The following is a 19,587-nucleotide window of genomic DNA, read 5'->3' as shown; positions in this document are numbered from 1 at the left end:
TTAGATATGATCTTGCTTTAAATTTGAGCTTACAAAAAGGATAAAATTTGATCGATCTTTTTCAGATCATCGGCTTTTTGGGGATGATTTGTATCGTGATGGGCTATTTTTTACTTCAGATCGGCCGCCTAAATAGCCGCGATCTAGCCTATCAGATAATAAATTTAGCAGGTGCGGTGCTACTTATCATCTCGCTTTTTGTGCACTTTAACCTCGGTTCATTTTTGATAGAGGTCTTTTGGATAATCATTACGATTTATGGAATTTATAAAATTTACAAGGAAAGAGCGTGAGAGCGTATGCAGAGTGGGAAGAGCAGGAGCTTTTGTTTTTATCGCTGCCACATAGTAAGAGCGACTGGGAGCCTTATTTAGAGGAGATTTTGGCGGGCTATGAGGAGCTTGTGGCTGCTGTTACGCCCTTTGAAAAGGTGGTGCTCATCTGCCCTGATGAGGCAAATTTTACTAGGTTTAAGAAATTTAAAAATGTTGAGTTTGTAAAGCTTGACACCGACGATACCTGGATCAGAGACTACGGCATGATTGACGTTTATGCTGAAGATGGCGTAAAGAGCTACGACTTTAAATTTAATGCTTGGGGCGGTAAATTTAAGAGCTCAAAAGATGATGCGATAAATTTGGAGCTAGCTAAAATTTACAAGACTAAGCTTGAGCCAGTTGATATGATACTAGAGGGTGGGAGTGTTGAATTTAACGGAGATGGCGTGCTTTTAACCACCTCAAAATGCTTACTAAATGAAAATAGAAACAAAGCACTTAGCAAAGAGCAGATCGAAGAAAAACTAAAAAATTTATTTGGCTTAAAGCGTATCATCTGGCTTGAAAATGGCTTTATAAAAGGCGATGACACAGATAGTCACATCGACACTTTAGCGCGTTTTATCACGCCTGATACTATCGCTTACGCATCTTGCGAAGATGAGAGTGATGAGCACTTTGATGAGCTTAAAAAGATGGAGGATGAGCTTAAAAAAACTGGCTTTAAGCTACTTGCTCTGCCGCTTCCTAAGCCTAAATTTTATGAGGGCAAAAGGCTTGGCTGCACCTATGCAAATTTCATCTTTATAAATGGTGCCTTGATCGTGCCAACATATAACGACGAAAACGATGAAAAGGTGTTAAATTTACTAGCTCATGCGCTTCCAGATAGAAAGATCATCGGTGTAAATTCGCTAGTTTTTGTCCGTCAAAATGGCTCGCTTCACTGCTCAAGCCAAAATAGATACAAAAGGGCTTAGCCTTGTCAAGTCCGTTTGATTATGAGTTTAACCGCATAAACAAGCAAGAGTGCACGCAGAGCGAAAATAAGGCAGTTATCGCAGCTGGAGCTTGCGCCTTTTTGCTCGCACTTGTGAAATTTACAGCAGGGCTTTTTAGCGGCTCGGTCGCTGTGCTTGGCTCGGCGATTGACTCGATGCTTGATTTTATCGTTTCGCTTTTAAATTTATTTGCGCTTAGAAAGTCAAGAAAGCAAGCTGATGAGAGATTTAACTTTGGCTACACAAAGCTGGAGGCGTTAGCGGCGCTATTTGAGTGCATCATCATCGTCGTGGCTGCTGGATATATTTTTTATGAGAGCGTTAAGAAATTTAGCGAGCCAAATTTAGAGATAGACCTTGGTTTAAGCCTCGGTGTGATGGTATTTTCGGTCATAGTGACGCTATGTTTGGTGCTATTTTTAAACCAAATTTCTAAAAAAAGTGGCAACCTTATCATAAAAGCAGACGCGCTGCACTATAAGATCGACCTTTTTAGCAACCTTGCTGTCATTATTTCTCTTCTTATCATTAAATTTAGTGGATTTGTGATGATAGATGCGATCTTTGGTATCGTGATAAGCGGCTACATCGCTCAAAGCGCTATAAATTTAGGTAAAGACGCCTTTGGTATCTTGTTAGATCATGCAGCAAGTCCTGAGGTCACAGAGGGGATCATCAAGATGATAAAGGCAAAGCAGAGGATTTCAGACTTTCACTACCTAAACACTAGACAGAGCGCAAATACCATATTTTTAACGCTGCATTTAGTTTTTGACAAAGATATCTCGCTTTACGATGCGCACGAGGTGGCCGACTCGCTTGAAGCTGAGATAAGAGAGAAATTTAAGGAATTTTCGTGGCAGATAACCACGCATTTAGACCCATACAACGATAAAGAAGGGAAATGAGATGAAAGTAGCACTACTTCAACAAGAATTTAAAGGCACAAAAGAGGCGACTATCGCAAAGACGCTTGAGCTAATCGCCGAGGCAAAAAAAGGTGGCGCTGATCTAGTTGTTTGCCAAGAGCTGCACCAGACGCAATACTTTTGCCAAAGCGAGGATACAAATTTCTTTGATCATGCAAACGACTGGCAAGAAGATGTCGCTTTTTGGGGCAGAGTAGTAAAAGAAAATGGCGTTGTTTTAGTCACTTCACTCTTTGAAAAGAGGGCTGACGGACTTTATCATAACACCGCCTTTGTCTTCGAGCGTGACGGCAGCGTGGCTGGCAAGTACCGAAAAATGCACATCCCTGATGACCCTGGATTTTACGAGAAATTTTACTTCACACCTGGCGATATTGGCTTTGAGCCTATTGAAACCAGCCTTGGCAAGCTTGGCGTTTTGGTCTGCTGGGATCAGTGGTATCCAGAAGCAGCTAGGCTGATGGCGCTAAAAGGAGCAAAAATTCTCATCTATCCAACGGCTATTGGCTGGTTTGAGGGCGATAGTGATGATGAAAAATCAAGACAGCTTGAAGCGTGGGTGGCAGTTCAAAGAGGTCACAGCGTGGCAAATGGCCTGCCGGTTGTTGCGGTAAATCGTGTGGGCTTTGAAAAAGATGATAGTGGTGTGATGGATGGTATAAAATTTTGGGGAAATAGCTTTGTTTTTGGGCCACAAGGCGAGCAGCTTTTCCGTGCAAATAGCACAGATGAGCTTTGCAAGATCGTTGAGATAGATATGAAAAGAAGCGAAGAAGTGCGCAGAATTTGGCCATTTTTAAGAGACCGCAGGATCGATGCCTACGCAAATATCACAAAAAGATTTATCGACTAAATTTAGAGCTAGAATTTCTAGCTCTCTTAAAATGTAAATTTCTTATCTACGATTCGAACTATCCTGCCGCCAAGCCTTTTTGCCTGCTCTTCATTGTGCGTGGTGATGATGATGGTGTATCTTTGCGACAAGCTTTTTAAAAGCTCCTCTACGATCAAGACATTTTTCATATCAAGCGATGAGCAAGGCTCATCAAGCATGAGCACTTCAGGTTTTGTAGTTAGCATTCTTGCGATGCAAAGTCTTTGCTTTTGACCGCCAGAGAGCTTGCTAGCTGGCATATCTAGATCGCTTATTTCACCCAGTAAATTTACGCTTTTTAAGAGCTCTTCTACTCTTTTTTGCTTATCTTTTATGCTGCCCTCGTAAAATTCCATCGCATAGGTCAAATTTCTTTCTACACTAAAAGGAAAGAGCGTGGCGTCTTGAAAGAGTATAGCTAGCTTTCGTCTTAGCCAAATTTCGCCCTTATTTTTGATATTTTCGCCTTTAAATAGTATCTCTCCGCTATATCTGCCACCCTTTTGCTCCAAAAAGCCATTTAGCGCTGAAAGAAATGTCGATTTACCACATCCTGAGCTACCCATTAGGCAGATGATCTCGTTTTCGGCGACGCTTAAATTTAGATCTTTTAAAATTTCATTATCTTGGTAAAAGATACTAAGATCTTTTATGTTTAAAATATCTGGCAATTTTCTCTCCTATATCAAATAAAACTACGGCTGAAAGCAGGTGCAAAATGATCAGTATAAAAATGAGCACGAGCGCCGTGGCGTAGGCATTTTGCGTTGCGACTGACTGGCTTAGTAGCATGTGCAGATGAAAAGGCAGTGCCATGACCGGCGAGAGTAGCCCTTCGGCCTTTGCCATGAAGACGACCCCTGTTAAAAGTAGTGGTGCAGTTGCCCCTATGGCGTAGCTGCCAGCTAGTATCAAGATCGATATAATATTTTTTCTAATAGTTGGCAAAACAAGCTTTCTGGCCATGAAATTTTTATCAACGCCAAGCGCGAAGCTATCTCTTAACATCTTTTCATCTATCTGCGAGATCACCTTTTCTGTGCTAACTTCCACAAATGGAAAGACCATCAAAGCAAGCGTAATACTAGCTGTTAGCAGGCTTTTAGGGATATCAAGACTAACGATAAAAAGCCCATAAACAAACATCCCAAGCAATATAGAGGGTATGGAGGCCATCGTTTGGATGATAAATTTAAGCCCAAGTTTGATTGTGCTAGAAGTGCAGTAAATTTGCCTATAAATGGCGCAGCTAACGCCAAGAAGCGCAGAAAATATCATGGATAGTATCATTAGCAAAAATGAGCCTATGATAGCGTCTCTTATGCCACCACTCTCACCTAAATTTAAACCTTGCGGATTTTTGGTTAGAAAGTCTAAATTTATCTGAGAGATGCCATTTGCAAAGATGAAATAAAATATCCAAAATATCACCGCAACCACTATAAATACGCAAAGATAAGCGTAAAATTTGACTAGATGATCTTTAAAAGCGTTCATTGTTTTTCTCAAATTTAAAGATAAAAATATTTAGCAAAAATATAAAAACAAGTAGGACAAATCCGCTTGCTATTAGGGCGTGATAGTGCAAGCTACCAGCCTCGCTCATGCCCATTTCAAGGGCTATTAGAGATGGTATGGTCTGAGCTTTTGAGAGCAGGTGTGGAAAAAGCGGGGTGTTGCCTATGACCATCATCACAGCCATCGTCTCGCCAGCTGCCCTTGAAAATGCAAGTATAAAGCCTGAAATGCTAGCTTTTATGGATTTTCTAAAAATGATTTTTCTTATAAAATATCCAGTGCTTACGCCAAGCGCGTCTGAGTTTGTTTTGAAATTTTGCTTTAGCAGATCAACACTTTGGAGCAAGTGCGAAGTAAAAAATGGCAGTATCATGACGCTAAGGATGAGGCTAGCTGACAAGACTGACTCGCCAGCGGACATTTTTAGCCCTGACTCTAAAATTTTTACAACTGTGTAAAGTGCGAAAAATCCATATATGATAGAGGGTATGCCAGCTAGTATTCGTATCATCCAGTCTAGCACGTGTTTAAGCCAGGCGCTCGCAAAAAAGCATATAAATATAGTAACGCCAAGCGAGATAAAAAATGAAAATATACAAGCTAAAAACGCAACTGCGAAATTTGCGACTAGGATATTAAAGAGTCCAAAGCTAAAAGGCTCTGTGCTAATGTCCCAGTCGCCATTTAGCAAGAAGTCAAAAAGGCTTACTTCTGCAAAGAAACTCATGGAATTTAGCAGTAAAAACCCCACGAGTAAAAGCAAAAGCATGGCGGATAAAAGTGTGAAAAGATATATCGCGCCTTTAAAAATTTGCCCTGTCATTAGACTATTTTACTGGTATAAATCCCATTTTTTCGATAGTCTTTTGACCCTCGGCTGAATTTAGCACGTCAACAAAAATTTGCTCACTCTTGCTTAGATCGCCACTTTTTACGATAATGAGCGGACGAGAGATGTAGTATTTACCATCAACTATGTTTTTAACAGTTGGCTCCACACCGTCAACGTTTAGTGGTATTAGCTTGCCTTTGTTTTGGTTTGTGATACCAAAAGAAGCGTAGCCAATAGCGTTTTTATTTTCGATTATTTTTGAGACAAGCGCGCCCATGGAAGGTGATTGGATGACGTTTTTACTAACTTTGACATCTTTCATGATCTTTTTTTGAAATACCTCGTGAGCACCGCCACCAAGATCTCTTGTAACTACGACTATTTCGTCATTTGGTAGGGATTTGTCAAGATCGCTCCACTTTTTATACTCGCCTGAGAAAATTTTAACGATCTCGTCTTTGCTTAAATTTCCGCCCTTTAGCTTTATCACCTCATTTTCTGGGTTTACAGCCACGCAAAGCGCGTCTATGCCAAGCGTATAGGCTTTAATATCTTTGATCTTTGCTTTTTCGCTATCTTTTATATCGCGAGCTAGCATGCCAAAGTCAGCGACATGATCAAGCACGGCTTTCACGCCAGCGCCTGATCCACCAGCTGAGACAAAGATGGTGATATTTTTGTTTGGTAAAGAGCTATCAACTTTGTCCCAAGTCTCGTACTTTTCAATAAAGTCGGTTGAAATTTTAGCAATGACTGGAGCCAGAGTAGATGAGCCACTAAAGCTAACTTGCGTTTTTTCATCCGCACCAGAAGCGAAATTTAAAGATAAAAGCAGCATTGAAGCGGCCAACATAAGTGATTTTTTCATAAAAACCTCCAAAATTTGATTGTTATTAACATTTGTAAAAGCTATTGATTAGTTGTAAATTTGCAACAGTTTTTCTAAAACTTAGAACTGCGGTGGATTATACAATAAAAAATGATATTTAAATAGCCGGTTTATCAAATTTATTTTGGCTGATAAAGAAATATAAATTTAATCTTAATAAAATATTTTTTTAAGTCTTGATTGTGTAGAATGGTTGCAACTTTACTAAAACGGCATGAAAATATCATATCAAATAAGGTAAAAAGCTAAATTTATAGAATAAAATAGCCTTAAATTTCTTGAAAGGATCTTAGATGAAAACTACTTCTTTGGCACTTGCTGGCTTGCTTTTAGCAACAACTCTTTCAGCAAAAGAATTTATCAGTATCGGTACTGGTGGCATGACAGGTACTTATTATCCGATAGGTGGAGCGATTTGCCGTTTAGCAAACAAAAATACTAATGTAAAATGCTCAGTCCAATCAACTGGCGGCTCAGTCTATAACGTGAATAACGTTTTGAAAAAAGAGCTTACATTTGGCTTCGTTCAAAGTGACGTTGTCTATGATAAATTTAACGGCACTGGCAAATTTGACGGAGCAAAAGATGAAAATTTACGCTCAGTAGTTGCTATCTATCCAGAACTTCTTGCATTTGTTGTAGCAAAAGATAGCGGTCTAACAAGTGATCTTGCTTCATTTGCAGGTAAAAAATATAACGTCGGAAACCCAGGCAGTGGCAACGAAGTGAGTACACTTGAAGTCTTTAAAGCAAAAGGCTTTGACGTTTCAAAACTAGGATACCGCGGTGTTTTAACAGTTGGCGAATGCCCACATGCACTAAAAGATAAAAAGATAGACGGATATAGCTTTGTCGTCGGCCACCCAACTGCAAACATCACTGATGCTGCGACATCTTTGCCGATCGATATCCTAAATATCGAAGGTAGCGAGATTGATAATCTTCTTAAAGAGAAGCCATACTTTGCAAAAGGTGTGATCCCAAAAGGCTCATATGACGGCGTTGATCACGATGTAAATACTATAGGTGTAAAAGCTGTTTTGGTAACTAATAAAGATACAAAAGATGAGGCTGTAAAAGCTGTGATAAAAGCTATTTTAGACAACTTTGATGAGTACAAAACTCTTCACCCAGCACTAAAATCAGTAAATAAAGAAGATCTTGTTCAAGGTCTTTCAGCTCCGCTTCACCCAGCTGCAGAGGCTGCATTTAAAGAGGCTGGCATCTTAAAATAATCCATTTCCAGGGGCTTTGCCTCTGGATAAAATTTAAATATGCAAATTTTTTAATTTTTATATTTAAATTTTAAAGGAGAGAGATGAACGAAGTCAAAGACAACGAAGAACAATTTGTCGAAGTAAAAACAAGGGAGATAAATAGCAATTTTTACAACTATTTCATTGCGATCGTATGCTTTTCTTGGTCAGTTTTTCAGCTTTATATAGCTTATTTTCCGCTAAATACTAACATTTCACGCTCAATACACTTAGCCTTTGCGGTTGGGCTTGTATTTTTGCTTTATCCAGTCACTTTTCATAAAAAGGCACATTCTAGTTTGCCATTTTACGATCTAGTCTTTTGCGTGGTAGGCGTAGTTACTGTGCTTTATCCGGCGGTTTATTTTTATGAGCTAGCTGATAGGACCGGGGACTACATCACACAAGATATCGTCATATCATTTTTAGCGATCATTGTGTTGCTTGAGGCTGGCAGGCGTGTCATGGGACCAGCACTTCCAATTATTTGTATATTATTTTTGATATATGATCACTTTGGTCCTTATATGCCAGACATCATCGCTCATCAAGGTGCCAGCTTTGAAAAGATCGCAGGTCATATGTTTTTAACGACAGAGGGTATCTTTGGTGTGCCTATCGGAGTTAGCGTTAGTTTTATCTATCTTTTTGTACTTTTTGGCTCATTACTTGAGAGGGCAGGTGCTGGGCAATATTTCATAAATTTAGCTTTCTCTCTTCTTGGAAAATATAGAGGCGGTCCAGCTAAGGCCTCGGTCATCGCAAGTGGTCTAACTGGCATGGTTTCAGGAAGCTCCACTGCAAATGTTGTAACCGTTGGCACATTTACCATACCACTTATGAAAAAAGCTGGTCTTTCACGCACAAAAGCTGGAGCCATCGAAGTTGCAGCTGGCGTAAATGGACAGCTCATGCCACCTATCATGGGCGCAGCTGCTTTTATCATCGCTGAGTTTTTAGGCATGACATATACAAATGTCATGATGGCGGCGGTTATCCCAGCGTTTGCTTGTTATTTGTCGCTATTTTTTATCGTTCATTTAGAAAGCGTGAAGCTTGGCTTAAAAGGTATAAATCAAAGCGAGTTTCACTCAAGATTTAAAATTTTTGTAAGCGGACTTCACTATATAACTCCGATTTTGATTTTGCTTTATACGCTATTAATCGCAAAAGAGTCAGCCATCGCTGCAGCATTTAATGCGATTGGATTTTTATTTTTAATAATGATCTTTCAAGAGCCAGTTAAAAAACTAGCAAGTGGCGAAAAAGTTGGAATAAATGATGTGTTAATAGGCTTTGAAGATATATTTTGGGCGATGGTTGCAGCCGCAAAAAGCATGACAACGATCGCTATAGCAACCGCGCTTGCAGGTATCATCGTGGGCTCTATCTCTCTAACTGGCCTTGGCCAAGTACTTTCAGATCTAGTTGAGCTACTTGCTGGTGATAATATAGTTATGATATTGCTTCTTACTGCTATGATGTCGCTAATACTAGGAATGGGTCTTCCAACGACGGCAAACTACATCGTAGTTTCAAGTCTTGTGGCACCTGTTATTTTATTTTTAGCGCACAAAAATGGCTTTTTAATTCCAGCCATTGCTGTGCATCTTTTTGTCTTTTACTTTGGGATTTTAGCTGATGATACGCCACCAGTTGGTATCGCAGCTTATGCAGCAGCCGGTATCGCTAAAGCAAATCCTATAACTGTTGGCGTTCAAGGATTCTTTTACGATCTAAGAACGGCGATCTTACCATTTGCCTTTTTCTTTAACAACAAACTTATGCTAATAGAAAGCGTAAATGAGGGCGATCCGCTTGATTCAAAAGGAATAATCTGGATGAGTAATCCGCTTGAAATTTTACTTGTCTTTGGTATGGCGATCGTAGGAATGTTTGCATTTTCAAGCTTACTTCAAGGCTACTATGTCACAAAGCTTAGAATTTGGGAGCGTATTCTTTTGATCCCTGTTGTGCCACTAGCTCTTGTACCAAATATATGTGTGAAATTTAATCTTATACCAAACGAATACACTGCTTATATCGTAGCTGCTGTACTTTATGGATTTGTTTTTATGACTCAATGGGGCATTAAAGACAAACCACTTGATCAAATAAAAATAATCTAATCTTAGGCAAGAGCACTCTTGCCTAAATTTCTAATGTAGATTTTTAGAGCCACCTTTATACTTTGAGTAATTTTTATTTAAAATAAGTGTTTTTTTGGATTTTTTGTTTAAGGATATTGGTGTAATAAATTTAAATAAGAAATTTTTAGGCTCGTAAGCCTAAAAATTATAGTTGTTTTGAGCGTCTTAGATCGCCTGCAAATTCGCAAGACATCTTATCGCCTAATTCGCAGCCTTTTACTAAAAATTCATAAGCTTTTTTAAATTCTTTAGCTTCTATCAAGATAGAACCTACCATCTCGCAAGAATATCCATCATTCTTCTCACAAGCTTTATTAAAAAGCTCTCTTGCTTTTTGCGGTTCAGTATTTAGATAAAGCCCACCAGCTGCCGAGCAACCTTCTACCTCACCAGCTTCGCAAGCTTTATTATAGTACTCTAAGGCCTTGCTTGGATTAGGTAGAGCTGTTTTTCCTAGTTGGTAAATCGCTCCAACTTTTACGCAAGATTTTACATCATTTGCCAAACATCCTGCTTCAAATTTAGCCAAAGCTTCTTTAAAATTTGAACCAGCATATGCTTTTAAGCCATCTTCAAAATCGCCTGCGAAAGCACAAGCAGCTAAAAGCGAAACAAGAATCATTTTTTTCATTTAAATTTCCTTTTGTAAAATTTCTCGCAATTTTATCATATTAAATTTACACTTACTTGATGAAAAATAATTACGCTTTTAAAATTTGCTCTTGCTTTCTATAATCAGGCATGATTTTTTCTATAAAATCGTAAAAACTTTTTTGATGATGCGGATAGAGTAGGTGTGTTAGCTCGTGAAGAACGACGTAGCGCACGGCTGAGAGCGGCTTTTCTATGAGTCTTAGGCTTAGGTTTATGTAGCTTTTTTTGTGGTTGCAACTACCCCAGCGAGTTTTGCTATTTCGTATGACTATACGCTTGATTGGCTTATTTATAAAAGGCTGAAAATGGCTTACAAGCTCTAAAAATAGCTCTTTTGCTCTTGTTTTTTTAAAACGCTCAAGGCTTTTTAAATTTGGCGTAAAGACAAACTCGCCATCAAAAAATGGCTCTTTAAAATTTTCATCAAATTTTATCTTATAAACTTGCCCAAGAAATTTCATCTCATCATCTTTTGGTAAATTCAAAAGAGCTTTTTTGTAAGTATTTTCAAGCCAAATTCTGTGCATCTCAAGAAAACTAAGAGCCATCTTGTGTGTGCTGTAAAATGGCATAGATAGCGTGATCTTAGCGTCCTTGCCAACTCTTAAACGCATGGATTTTACATTTGTTTTAAAATTTATTAAAACGTTTAGCCCATAAAAGTCTAAATTTATGCTCTTTTGCTTTAAACTAGGCGTTTTTCTTGCCATTTTTTGCTTCTCCAACGCCACGTATTTGCAAGGCCTCTTAGCCATTCATCAGCACAAAACCCTATCCAAACGCCGATAATTCCCCAACCAAGATAGATACCTAAAAAATATCCAAGTGGCAGTGAAAGCCCCCACATGAAGATAAGGCCAGTCGCAAGAGGAAATTTTGCATCACCGCTTGCACGAAGGGCATTTACGATGACTATGTTAAAGGTTCTACCCGCTTCAAGAAATATCGAAAGTGTAAAAAGCGGTAGCATGATCGCACGTAAATTTTCATTTAAATTTAGTGCGTCCATGATTTGATACTTTAGTGCATAAGCTATAAGCACGACTACGAGTGTGATAAAAACTCCAAGTCTTAACGCTCTAAATGTCCTTGTATAGGCCTCGTTAAACTCACTTGCTCCAACTAAATGTCCTACAATGACCTCGTTGGCCACGCTGATGCTTGCTCCACAAAGCAAGATAAGAAGCGTGATCTGAAAGTAAATGGTCTGCACGCTAAGGCTAGCCTCGCCCATGCTTGCCACAAAGCCAAAAGCGACCATGTATTGCGCCATCCATAGTAAATTTTCGCCTGCGCTTGGAAGGCCGATTGAGAGAATTTTCTTTAAAATTTCAAATGGTACGACAAGTAGCTTTTTAAAATAAATTTTAACTTTTGCCTTTTGACTTAGCATATAAGCTAGCACAAAAATGCCTACCAGTCTGCCAACAAGTGTCGAGATAGCTACACCTTGCAGACCTAAATTTGGCAGATCAAACCAGCCAAAAAGGGAGATAGCGTTGCCAAAAATGGTGATGATGTTCATTAAAACCGAGGTTAGCATTACAGCAGTTGCCAGGTTATAAACACGAAGTACTGCAGCTAGCACCATACCGATGCCATCAAAAAGTAGGGCAAAGCCAAGGATGTGAAGATATGAGAAGCTATCATTTATAAGCTCTTTTGGCACGTTTAGTAAATTTAAGATGTTGTAGCCAAAGACGTAGATAATGATAGCTGAGAAGATACCAAAGAGCGTATTTGACGTGATACTTGCGTGTATAACGTTTGAGGCAAGATCGTTCTTTTTAGCTCCCAGCGCTTGGGCGACGACGACTGAACAGCCAATGCTTAGGAAGTTAAAAATGGTCATAAAAAGATCCATCACTTGATTGCCAGCACCCATTGCACCAACTAGATGCACACTCACTTTTGTAACCATGTAGGTGTTGATGATGAGTGTAATGAAGTGTAAAAACATATCTAAAAATATCGGAACTACGAGTTTTCTCATAGATAAGTTCATTAAATTTTCCTTAATTATTTTAAAAATTTTGGCGATTATAGCCAAAATTAGGTTTTAGCTCCCTTTTGATATAATCGCGAGAAATTTAAAAAATGAGAGAAAAATGGCATTAATCGACCTGATAGACGTAAGTAAAAAATTTGGCGCAAATGAGATTTTAAACGCTGTAAATTTTAGTGTAAATGAAAATGAGAAAATAGCGATCATCGGTAAAAATGGTAGCGGTAAAAGTACGCTTATGAAGATCATCTCTGGCGAGGTGGCAGCTGATAGTGGTAGACGCATAGTGCAGAGCTTAATAAGCGTCGAGATGCTAGCTCAAACTCCAAATTTTAACGCAACTTTTACCGTAAGGCAGGCGTTAAATAACGAGCTAAAAGAGATATTTGACGCGATAAGCGAATATGAAAAGAGCGGCGTTTTGCTAGCAAACGACCCAGAGAACAAAGAAATTTTAAAAGAGCAAGAGAGGCTTTTAAAATTTATAGAGGCAAAAGACGGCTGGAATATCGAGCATAAGATCGAGCGAATTTTGCAAGAATTTAAGCTAAAAGAGTATGAAAATAGACCCATTTGCTCGCTAAGTGGTGGCGAGATCAGGCGCGTGGCACTAGGCGCGCTCATCCTTAAAAAGTCAGATGTGCTGCTGCTTGATGAGCCTACAAACCACCTTGATGTCTATATGGTCAAATTTCTTGAAGATATGCTTAAAAGCTCAAATCAAAGCATAGTTTTTATAAGCCACGATAGGTATTTTATCGATACGCTAGCAACTAGGTGCGTTGAAGTCGAGGATGCAAGCTTAAAAAATTTCGAGGGCGGATATGCAAACTATCTAACCAAAAAAGAGGAAATTTTAGCAAGTCTTGCAAAGTCGCATGAGACGCTGCTAAAACAGCTAAAGGCTGAAGAGGAGTGGTTAAGACGCGGCGTGAAAGCTAGGCTAAAGCGAAACGAGGGTAGAAAAGAGCGGGTGCTTGCTATGCGCGAGGAGGCTAAGAAAAACCCAGGCGTGATAAGGCGTGTGAGGCTTGAGCTGGAGCGTGCGAGTAAAAATTTCAACCAAACGCAGAGTCAAAACCGCAAAAAAATGCTCTTTGAGTTTAAAAATTTAAGCAAAAGCATAGATGGTAAGGTGCTTTTTGAAAAATTTGACGCAAGAGTTTTGCAAGGCGAGAGGATCGCCATAGTCGGGCGAAATGGTAGCGGCAAAAGCACGCTACTTAAAATTTTGCTAGGACTTGAAAAACCAAGTAGCGGCGAGATAAAAAGAGGCGAGGTGAGTATCGGCTATTTTGATCAGGCTAGAAATGTCCTTGATGACGATAAGAGCCTGATCGAGACATTTTGCCCAAACGGTGGCGACCACGTGCTAGTTCGTGGGCGAAATATGCACGTTTATGGCTATCTTAAAAATTTCCTTTTCCCAAAAGAATTTTTAGATAAAAAGATAGGTGTTTTAAGTGGCGGTGAAAAAAACCGCGTGGCACTTGCACTTCTTTTTATAAAAACCTACGACGTGCTGGTGCTCGACGAGCCAACAAACGACCTTGATATCGCAACTATTAACATTTTAGAGGATTATTTGCAAAGCTTTGAGGGAGCGATCTTGCTAGTTAGCCACGATAGGTATTTTGTCGATAAGATGGCAAATAAGCTTTGGGCGTTTGAGGGCACAAAGATAAATGTCTTGTATGAAGAGTATAGCGTCTATTTGGAGCTTGAAGATGAGCTAAAAGAGCTTGATAAATTTGAAAAAGAGCTTGCAAATAACCAAAATGAAGCCAAGCAAAAGAGCAAAACCGGCATAAAGCTAAGCTACAAACAAACGCAAATTTTAAATACATATCCAGATAAAATTTCGGCCCTTGAAGCAAAAATTTCTGAGCTAAATGAAGGTTTAAGCGATCCAAAAATTTATCAAGAAGTGGGGCTAACTAAGCTTTATGAAGAACTTGAAAAGGCAAAAACTGAGCTTGAGTGCCTAGAAAATGAGTACTTTGAAGTGCTTGAGATCGCCGAGGCACTGGAGTAGGGAAGATAAAGTATCGCAAGATGAAGTCATTTGCAGGTTTAAAATGATAAAAAAATACCCAATAATTGTCATAGTGCTACTTTTTGCTTTTATCTTGCTTGGTATTTATATATTTATGTTTATTTCCGCTGGCTATATAGATGAAGATAGAGAAAAATTTAAAGATATAAGAGGCAGTGTGTTTTATACCACCGAATATGACAAGGTCTATGCCATGGTACCAAGCGGCGGTAAATTTGAGCTAATAGGCGTGAGGGCCAGTAAATTTAGATACATTGACACCGGCAAATACGACAACAGAAACGTTGGCGCTAGCGATGAGGCTGTATATTGCGGTAACCTCGTGATGAGTGGGCTTGATCCAAATGGCGTTATAGCGCTTGGCAATGGCTATTTTGGTGACGGCAAGATTACATATTTTTGCGATAGCGTAAGCGAGACAAACCTCGAAATTTCCGCACTTAAAGAGTTTTGGGACATCGTCTCACACAAAATGTTTAACACCCCAAAAGCGCAAACTCATATCTATAAATTTAGGCAGGTTGATAACGCAAATTTAGCAGCGATCTTGGGCTTTGGCTACGCAAGCGACGGAGTAAAAGTCTATCATGAGGGCAAAGAGCTAGAGGGCGCAAATGCCAGCAAAATGCGTTATATCGAGCAGATATCTGGCAGAAAGAGCGTGCATTTTACGACTGATGGGGAAAATGTCTATTATGATAGCTCAAAGCTAGGGATCAAATTTAGCCCACAAATGCGTGATATTGGCGAGATATGGCGCATTCGCTATCTTTATGAGCCAAATTCTGGCATGGTCTATGCAAATGATCATGAATTTGACCCAAAATTTGCCCCATACGAGCCACTTTTTAACCTAAAAGATGAGCACTCCTATCATGCGCTCTTTCGTGGTAAAGGCGGTATATATCACTGGGAGCGAAAGTGGCAGTGGTATAACAGCATAGATGAAGGCGAGTTTGTAAGGGACGGAGATGATCCATTTAAAGGCGAGATAACGCCGCTATATGGCGACGTGGTGATAAGTGATGGCAAGACATATTTTTTAAAAACCTATGAAATTTGGCACAACACAAAAAATAACCACAGCCTAAGCTCACGCCACACTTGCATCGTAATGCTTGATACAAAAGAGCAGTGGCGAAAGATCGGCTTTGTAAGAAACGATAGCTACGGAGCGGTCTATGCAAACGGCGATAAGACCTATTATTTTGATAACGTCGGCTACGGCTGGCATTTTAACAGCAGCGTTTATGATATAAACGACCTTGGTGTGGTTGAAATTCTCACTCGTCCTTATGGCTCAAATGTTAAGAATTTAAAACTTGATGAGATAGTAAAAATGGTAGATCAAGGCGCTATGGTGCCAGCTGAGGGCGAGGTGGTGATCGATGCGATAAGCGACTTTGATGATTACTCGCAAAAATATGCTTACTGGATATTTTTAGCCATCGCATTTATAGTCTCGGTAGTTGGCGCTATTTTTAAAAACAAAAAGCAAAAAAGCGAGCTTAAAAAAAGGGTGGATGATTATAGATAATGAGAAAAATTACTATTAGGTTTGTTTATTTTTTAGTCATCTTGACGCTATTTTTTGTTTTGGCGATGCTTTATCTATGGCATGAGGGCGAGTATCAAAGAAGCTTTGCAAACATTGATAATAGCGAGTTTTACCGCTCGCCTGAGGGTAAAATTTACGTTCAAATTTCAGGTAGTGGCAAGTATGAGCTAAAAGGCGTTGATGAGGCTAGTTTTAGGGTCTTAAAGCTAAAACACGCATACGACTACTCAAATGTGGCGGCTGATAAAAATCATGTCTATTGCACTAGAGAAATTTTGCCAGGACTTGATCCAAAAAGTGCCAAAGTGCTTGGCAATGGCTATATAAGTGATGGCAAGATAAGCTATTATTGTGGCACTAGAAGCGAGAAAGAGGCGGGATTTAGCGAATTTAGCGCCATTATGAAAAACCTTGCTCACACCTTTATCAAAAGCTACGATGATAGCCCTTATTTTTACAGGACAAAAAGGGTCGAAAGCACAAATTTAGAACCTATCTTTGACGCTGGTTTTGCAAGAGACGGCGCTACGCTTTACTACAAGGGCGAAAAGCTTGACGCTGATCCTAGCGAGCTAAGATACATCACGACAGAAAGCGGCGCTGCTAGTGGATATTACACAGATGGTAAAAGCTTGTTTATGGGCTTTTATAGGCTTGATGCAAGCTATTCAGATGAGACGCGCCGGATATGTTATGACCCAAAACACGATATAGAATATCTTTTTGAGCCAAAAAGCGGGGCTGTGTTTGCAAATGAGCATAAATTTAGCGCTCAAAATATGCCTTATAGCGCCATTTATAGCGTGGATAACGTGCACTCTTTTTGGCCACTTTTTGCCAGCAAAGATGGAATTTACTTTTGGGATGGCAGTAAAAACGAACAAACTAAAATTTCAGACTATCAGCTAAAAGGCAAGCTAAAAAGGCTCTATGCTGACGTTTTTGTAGATGAGAGCTCAGCCTATTTTTTACAGCAAGGCGAAGAGTGGCAGCGCTCAAAGCACGGCAGGCATTTAGTGGCACAAACCGTCTCTTTATATAAATTTGCCCCAAGCTCATCTTGGCGCGAGATAGGGCTGGTAAAAGATGGCGAGTATGGCGCAGTTTATGCAAACGGCGAGAAGGTCTATTTTTTTAGCAACATAAAGCCATTTTACGGCATAAAGCATAGCGTTTATGAGGTGGCGGGTCCTAGCGTCATAGAAATTTTAACAAGAGCGTCTAAAGAGCTTAGCGCAAAAGATATCAGCGGTATGATAAAGCGCGGCGAGTTAGTGGAGGCAAGCGGCGAAGAGGTCGCAAGATCTAGGATAGAGTATGACTCGCCAAAGATCATTTTGTATATCACATTTGGCATTGCTTTTGTCGTCATAGTGCTAACAACTCTTGCAAAACCAAAGAGAGATAAAAGAGACTTGAGATAAATTTCAAAGTGGCTATTTTTGGTGGCTAGAGCTTAAAATTTCATAAAAAATTTAAAGAGAAAATTTGACCTATTTACTCTTTTTTGTTATTTTAAAGGGAAGCTAAATTTTATAAAAAGGAGAAAAATGATCAAATTTCAAAGGTCAAAATTTAACAACTCGGTATTTATCCCATCGCTTGTTGTCATATTTTTAATAACGGCATTTGCAGCGATATTTCCAAATTTCTCAAATGAGTTTTTTAAAGGTATGCAAAACTACATCGCGGTCAAATTTGGCTGGTTTTACATCCTGGCCGTCGCCGTCATACTTCTAAGCATCATCATCCTTGGCTTTAGCAAGCTTGGCGAGATCAAACTGGGAGCCGATCACGTAAAGCCGGAGCACAAAAATATCTCGTGGTTTTCTATGCTTTTTGCCGCCGGCATGGGCATCGGGCTTGTATTTTTTGGCGTGGCTGAGCCGCTCATGCACTATCTAAACCCGCCGGTTGGCGACGCGCAAACTATCGCAGCGCAAAAGCTTGCTATGAACATCACCTTCTTTCACTGGGGTATGGGCGCATGGTCGGTCTATGCTATAGTGGCGTTAATTCTCGCCTTTTTCTCGTATAGACACGGCTTGCCGCTCACGCTTAGATCGGCATTTTATCCGATCATCGGAGATAAAATTTACGGCAAGATAGGTAGCGCCATCGACACATTTGCCGTCGTGGCGACGCTATTTGGCGTGGCGACATCGCTAGGATACGGTGTACTTCAGGTAAATGCGGGCCTTACGCACGTTTTTGGGCTGCCGACTATGCATATCACGCTTCTTATCGTGCTTTGTTTTGCAGCGACCATCTCAGCGGCAAGCGGCGTGGATAAGGGGATTAAAATTTTATCAAACTCAAATATCGCGCTAGCTATATGTTTTATGTTTTTGATACTATTTTTAGGCGATACGACGCAGCTTTTAAAGTCGTTTGTGCAAAATAGCGGCGACTACGTCTCTACGCTCATTTCAAACACATTTAACCTCTACGCCTACGAGAAGCAAAATGATAGCTGGCTTGGCGGCTGGACGCTGCTATACTGGTCTTGGTGGCTCTCTTGGTCGCCGTTTGTGGGGCTTTTTATCGCTAAAATTTCAAAAGGCAGAACGATAAGAGAATTCGTTATAGGCGTGCTTTTAGTGCCAACTGGCTTTACTTTTGCTTGGATGAGCTTCTTTGGTAACTCAGCGATCTCGCTCGTGCAAAATGGCTTTAGCCAGCTAGCAACGACCGTAAATTCTGACTCGGCTTCGGCGCTCTTTATGTTTTTGGAGAAATTTAGCTTTTCAGGCGTGCTAAGCACGATCGCGGTCTTTATGATCGTCATATTTTTCGTCACTTCGGCCGACTCAGCGGCGATCGTGATGAACATGCTTTGCTCAAACGGCAAGGATGATACGCCGGTTTGGCAAAAGGTCTTTTGGGGCGTTACGGTGGGCGTCGTGGCGGCATTTTTGATGCTAGCTGGCGGACTTGGCTCGCTTCAAGCACTTACGATAACTACGGCGTTGCCGTTTGCGATCGTGCTACTTGGCGCCATTTACGGGCTATTTAAAGCCTTGCGCGTCGATGTGACCAAAAAAGAGACAAATAACTTTAACAACATGCCTCTTAGCGATCTTTCAAAGCCTTGGCAAGAGAGACTAAGCGCTATCATCACTCTACCTAGCAAAAAAGACGGCAGTAAATTTCTAAACGAAGTCGTGCTAAAAGCCTTTAACGAGCTAAAAGAGGAATTTGCCAAAAACGGCCTTGAGGCAAATGTAACAAAAGCTGAAAATTTCGTAAATTTAAACGTCGGACTTGGCGACGAGATGGATTTTAGATACGGCGTATATCTCACCAAAAGCCAGAGCCCGGACTACACCAGAGAGCTTGAGGGCGACGATCTTTATTACAGAGCCGAGGTATACCTAAAAGAGGGCGGTCAAGACTACGACGTGCTTGGTTGGAGCGAGGCTACGCTGATAAACGACGTCATCGAGCAATACCGCAAACACATGCAGTTCTTGCATGTCGTTAGAAGGTAGACTTGACTGAAATTTGCCTGGAATTTGAAAATTTCTAGGCAAATTGTAAATCTTACTCACTCGTTATCGTTTGTTACTGAATTTGAAAGCATAATA

Annotated in this window: 17 protein-coding genes; 10 read left to right on the top strand and 7 right to left on the bottom strand. The window is 40.1% G+C overall.

All coding sequences use genetic code 11. From position 1 onward, the window contains the following. Nucleotides 1–47: 47 nt before the first annotated feature. Genes F3G69_RS00220 through F3G69_RS00205 form a run of 4 tightly spaced genes read left to right on the top strand, consistent with a single transcriptional unit; the run spans nucleotide 48 to nucleotide 3,061 of the window. A complete protein-coding gene (locus F3G69_RS00220) occupies nucleotides 48–293 on the top strand; it encodes a CBU_0592 family membrane protein (RefSeq protein WP_021089339.1) in 246 nt (81 codons plus the stop codon). Then, nucleotides 290–1,258, top strand: coding sequence for an agmatine deiminase family protein (locus F3G69_RS00215; RefSeq protein ID WP_149714097.1), 969 nt, complete (start codon nucleotides 290–292; stop codon nucleotides 1,256–1,258). The genes F3G69_RS00220 and F3G69_RS00215 overlap by 4 nt, the downstream gene beginning before the upstream one ends. Nucleotides 1,259–1,260: 2 nt before the next feature. Then, entirely contained in the window at nucleotides 1,261–2,187 is a 927-nt protein-coding gene (locus tag F3G69_RS00210; protein WP_149714096.1) for a cation diffusion facilitator family transporter, read from the top strand. A gap of 1 nt (nucleotide 2,188) precedes the next feature. Then, nucleotides 2,189–3,061 carry a carbon-nitrogen hydrolase gene (locus F3G69_RS00205; RefSeq protein WP_103600406.1) on the top strand — a complete coding sequence of 291 codons (873 nt, stop codon included), beginning with the start codon at nucleotides 2,189–2,191 and terminating at the stop codon, nucleotides 3,059–3,061. A 26-nt stretch (nucleotides 3,062–3,087) separates the two neighbouring features. Here the strand turns inward: F3G69_RS00205 and F3G69_RS00200 are convergent, their stop codons facing one another. Genes F3G69_RS00200 through F3G69_RS00185 form a run of 4 tightly spaced genes read right to left on the bottom strand, consistent with a single transcriptional unit; the run spans nucleotide 3,088 to nucleotide 6,300 of the window. After that, nucleotides 3,088–3,753 (bottom strand): phosphate ABC transporter ATP-binding protein, encoded by a 666-nt coding sequence (locus tag F3G69_RS00200; RefSeq protein WP_103600405.1) that lies wholly within the window; start codon nucleotides 3,751–3,753, stop codon nucleotides 3,088–3,090. Continuing rightward, nucleotides 3,722–4,579: a PstA family ABC transporter permease gene (locus F3G69_RS00195; protein WP_103600404.1), complete on the bottom strand. Its 858-nt coding sequence runs from the start codon at nucleotides 4,577–4,579 to the stop codon at nucleotides 3,722–3,724. The genes F3G69_RS00200 and F3G69_RS00195 overlap by 32 nt, the downstream gene beginning before the upstream one ends. Next, entirely contained in the window at nucleotides 4,566–5,423 is an 858-nt protein-coding gene (gene pstC, locus F3G69_RS00190) for a phosphate ABC transporter permease subunit PstC (RefSeq protein WP_103600403.1), read from the bottom strand. The genes F3G69_RS00195 and pstC overlap by 14 nt, the downstream gene beginning before the upstream one ends. 4 nt (nucleotides 5,424–5,427) lie before the next feature. Then, on the bottom strand, nucleotides 5,428–6,300 hold the full coding sequence (locus F3G69_RS00185) for a phosphate ABC transporter substrate-binding protein (protein WP_149714095.1): 873 nt from the start codon (nucleotides 6,298–6,300) through the stop codon (nucleotides 5,428–5,430). A 314-nt stretch (nucleotides 6,301–6,614) separates the two neighbouring features. On the opposite strand from F3G69_RS00185, the gene F3G69_RS00180 reads away from it, so the two are divergent. Together F3G69_RS00180 and F3G69_RS00175 are read left to right on the top strand one after the other, a co-directional pair. Then, nucleotides 6,615–7,556, top strand: coding sequence for a TAXI family TRAP transporter solute-binding subunit (locus F3G69_RS00180; protein WP_072594373.1), 942 nt, complete (start codon nucleotides 6,615–6,617; stop codon nucleotides 7,554–7,556). Nucleotides 7,557–7,639: 83 nt separating this feature from the next. After that, nucleotides 7,640–9,706: a TRAP transporter permease gene (locus F3G69_RS00175; RefSeq protein ID WP_084042176.1), complete on the top strand. Its 2,067-nt coding sequence runs from the start codon at nucleotides 7,640–7,642 to the stop codon at nucleotides 9,704–9,706. Between the two features lie 166 nt (nucleotides 9,707–9,872). On the opposite strand, the gene F3G69_RS00170 is transcribed toward F3G69_RS00175, so the two are convergent. The 3 genes from F3G69_RS00170 to F3G69_RS00160 all read right to left on the bottom strand — a co-directional run bounded on the left by F3G69_RS00170 (nucleotide 9,873) and on the right by F3G69_RS00160 (nucleotide 12,386). After that, the gene (locus F3G69_RS00170) at nucleotides 9,873–10,358 is read right to left on the bottom strand and encodes a tetratricopeptide repeat protein (protein WP_103600401.1); all 486 of its coding nucleotides are present in this window, start codon (nucleotides 10,356–10,358) and stop codon (nucleotides 9,873–9,875) included. 70 nt (nucleotides 10,359–10,428) lie between these two features. Next, entirely contained in the window at nucleotides 10,429–11,091 is a 663-nt protein-coding gene (locus F3G69_RS00165; protein ID WP_180997294.1) for a M48 family metallopeptidase, read from the bottom strand. Next, complete coding sequence (locus tag F3G69_RS00160; RefSeq protein ID WP_149714094.1) at nucleotides 11,067–12,386, bottom strand: MATE family efflux transporter; 1,320 nt, start codon at nucleotides 12,384–12,386, stop codon at nucleotides 11,067–11,069. The genes F3G69_RS00165 and F3G69_RS00160 overlap by 25 nt, the downstream gene beginning before the upstream one ends. A 103-nt stretch (nucleotides 12,387–12,489) precedes the next feature. On the opposite strand from F3G69_RS00160, the gene abc-f reads away from it, so the two are divergent. The 4 genes from abc-f (at nucleotide 12,490) to F3G69_RS00140 (ending at nucleotide 19,491) form a co-directional block, all read left to right on the top strand. Further along, a complete protein-coding gene (gene abc-f, locus F3G69_RS00155) occupies nucleotides 12,490–14,421 on the top strand; it encodes a ribosomal protection-like ABC-F family protein (protein ID WP_149714093.1) in 1,932 nt (643 codons plus the stop codon). A 43-nt stretch (nucleotides 14,422–14,464) separates the two neighbouring features. Continuing rightward, the gene (locus tag F3G69_RS00150) at nucleotides 14,465–15,979 is read left to right on the top strand and encodes a DKNYY domain-containing protein (protein WP_149714092.1); all 1,515 of its coding nucleotides are present in this window, start codon (nucleotides 14,465–14,467) and stop codon (nucleotides 15,977–15,979) included. Continuing rightward, nucleotides 15,979–17,424: a DKNYY domain-containing protein gene (locus F3G69_RS00145; protein WP_149714091.1), complete on the top strand. Its 1,446-nt coding sequence runs from the start codon at nucleotides 15,979–15,981 to the stop codon at nucleotides 17,422–17,424. The genes F3G69_RS00150 and F3G69_RS00145 overlap by 1 nt, the downstream gene beginning before the upstream one ends. Before the next feature lie 126 nt (nucleotides 17,425–17,550). Continuing rightward, entirely contained in the window at nucleotides 17,551–19,491 is a 1,941-nt protein-coding gene (locus F3G69_RS00140) for a BCCT family transporter (RefSeq protein WP_149714090.1), read from the top strand. Nucleotides 19,492–19,587: the final 96 nt, after the last annotated feature.

Source organism: Campylobacter concisus (assembly GCF_902460625.1).
Classification (GTDB): Bacteria; Campylobacterota; Campylobacteria; order Campylobacterales; family Campylobacteraceae; genus Campylobacter_A; species Campylobacter_A concisus_AD.
The sequence above is the reverse complement of the archived record's forward strand: the minus strand, read 5'-3'. Positions and strand labels throughout refer to the sequence as shown.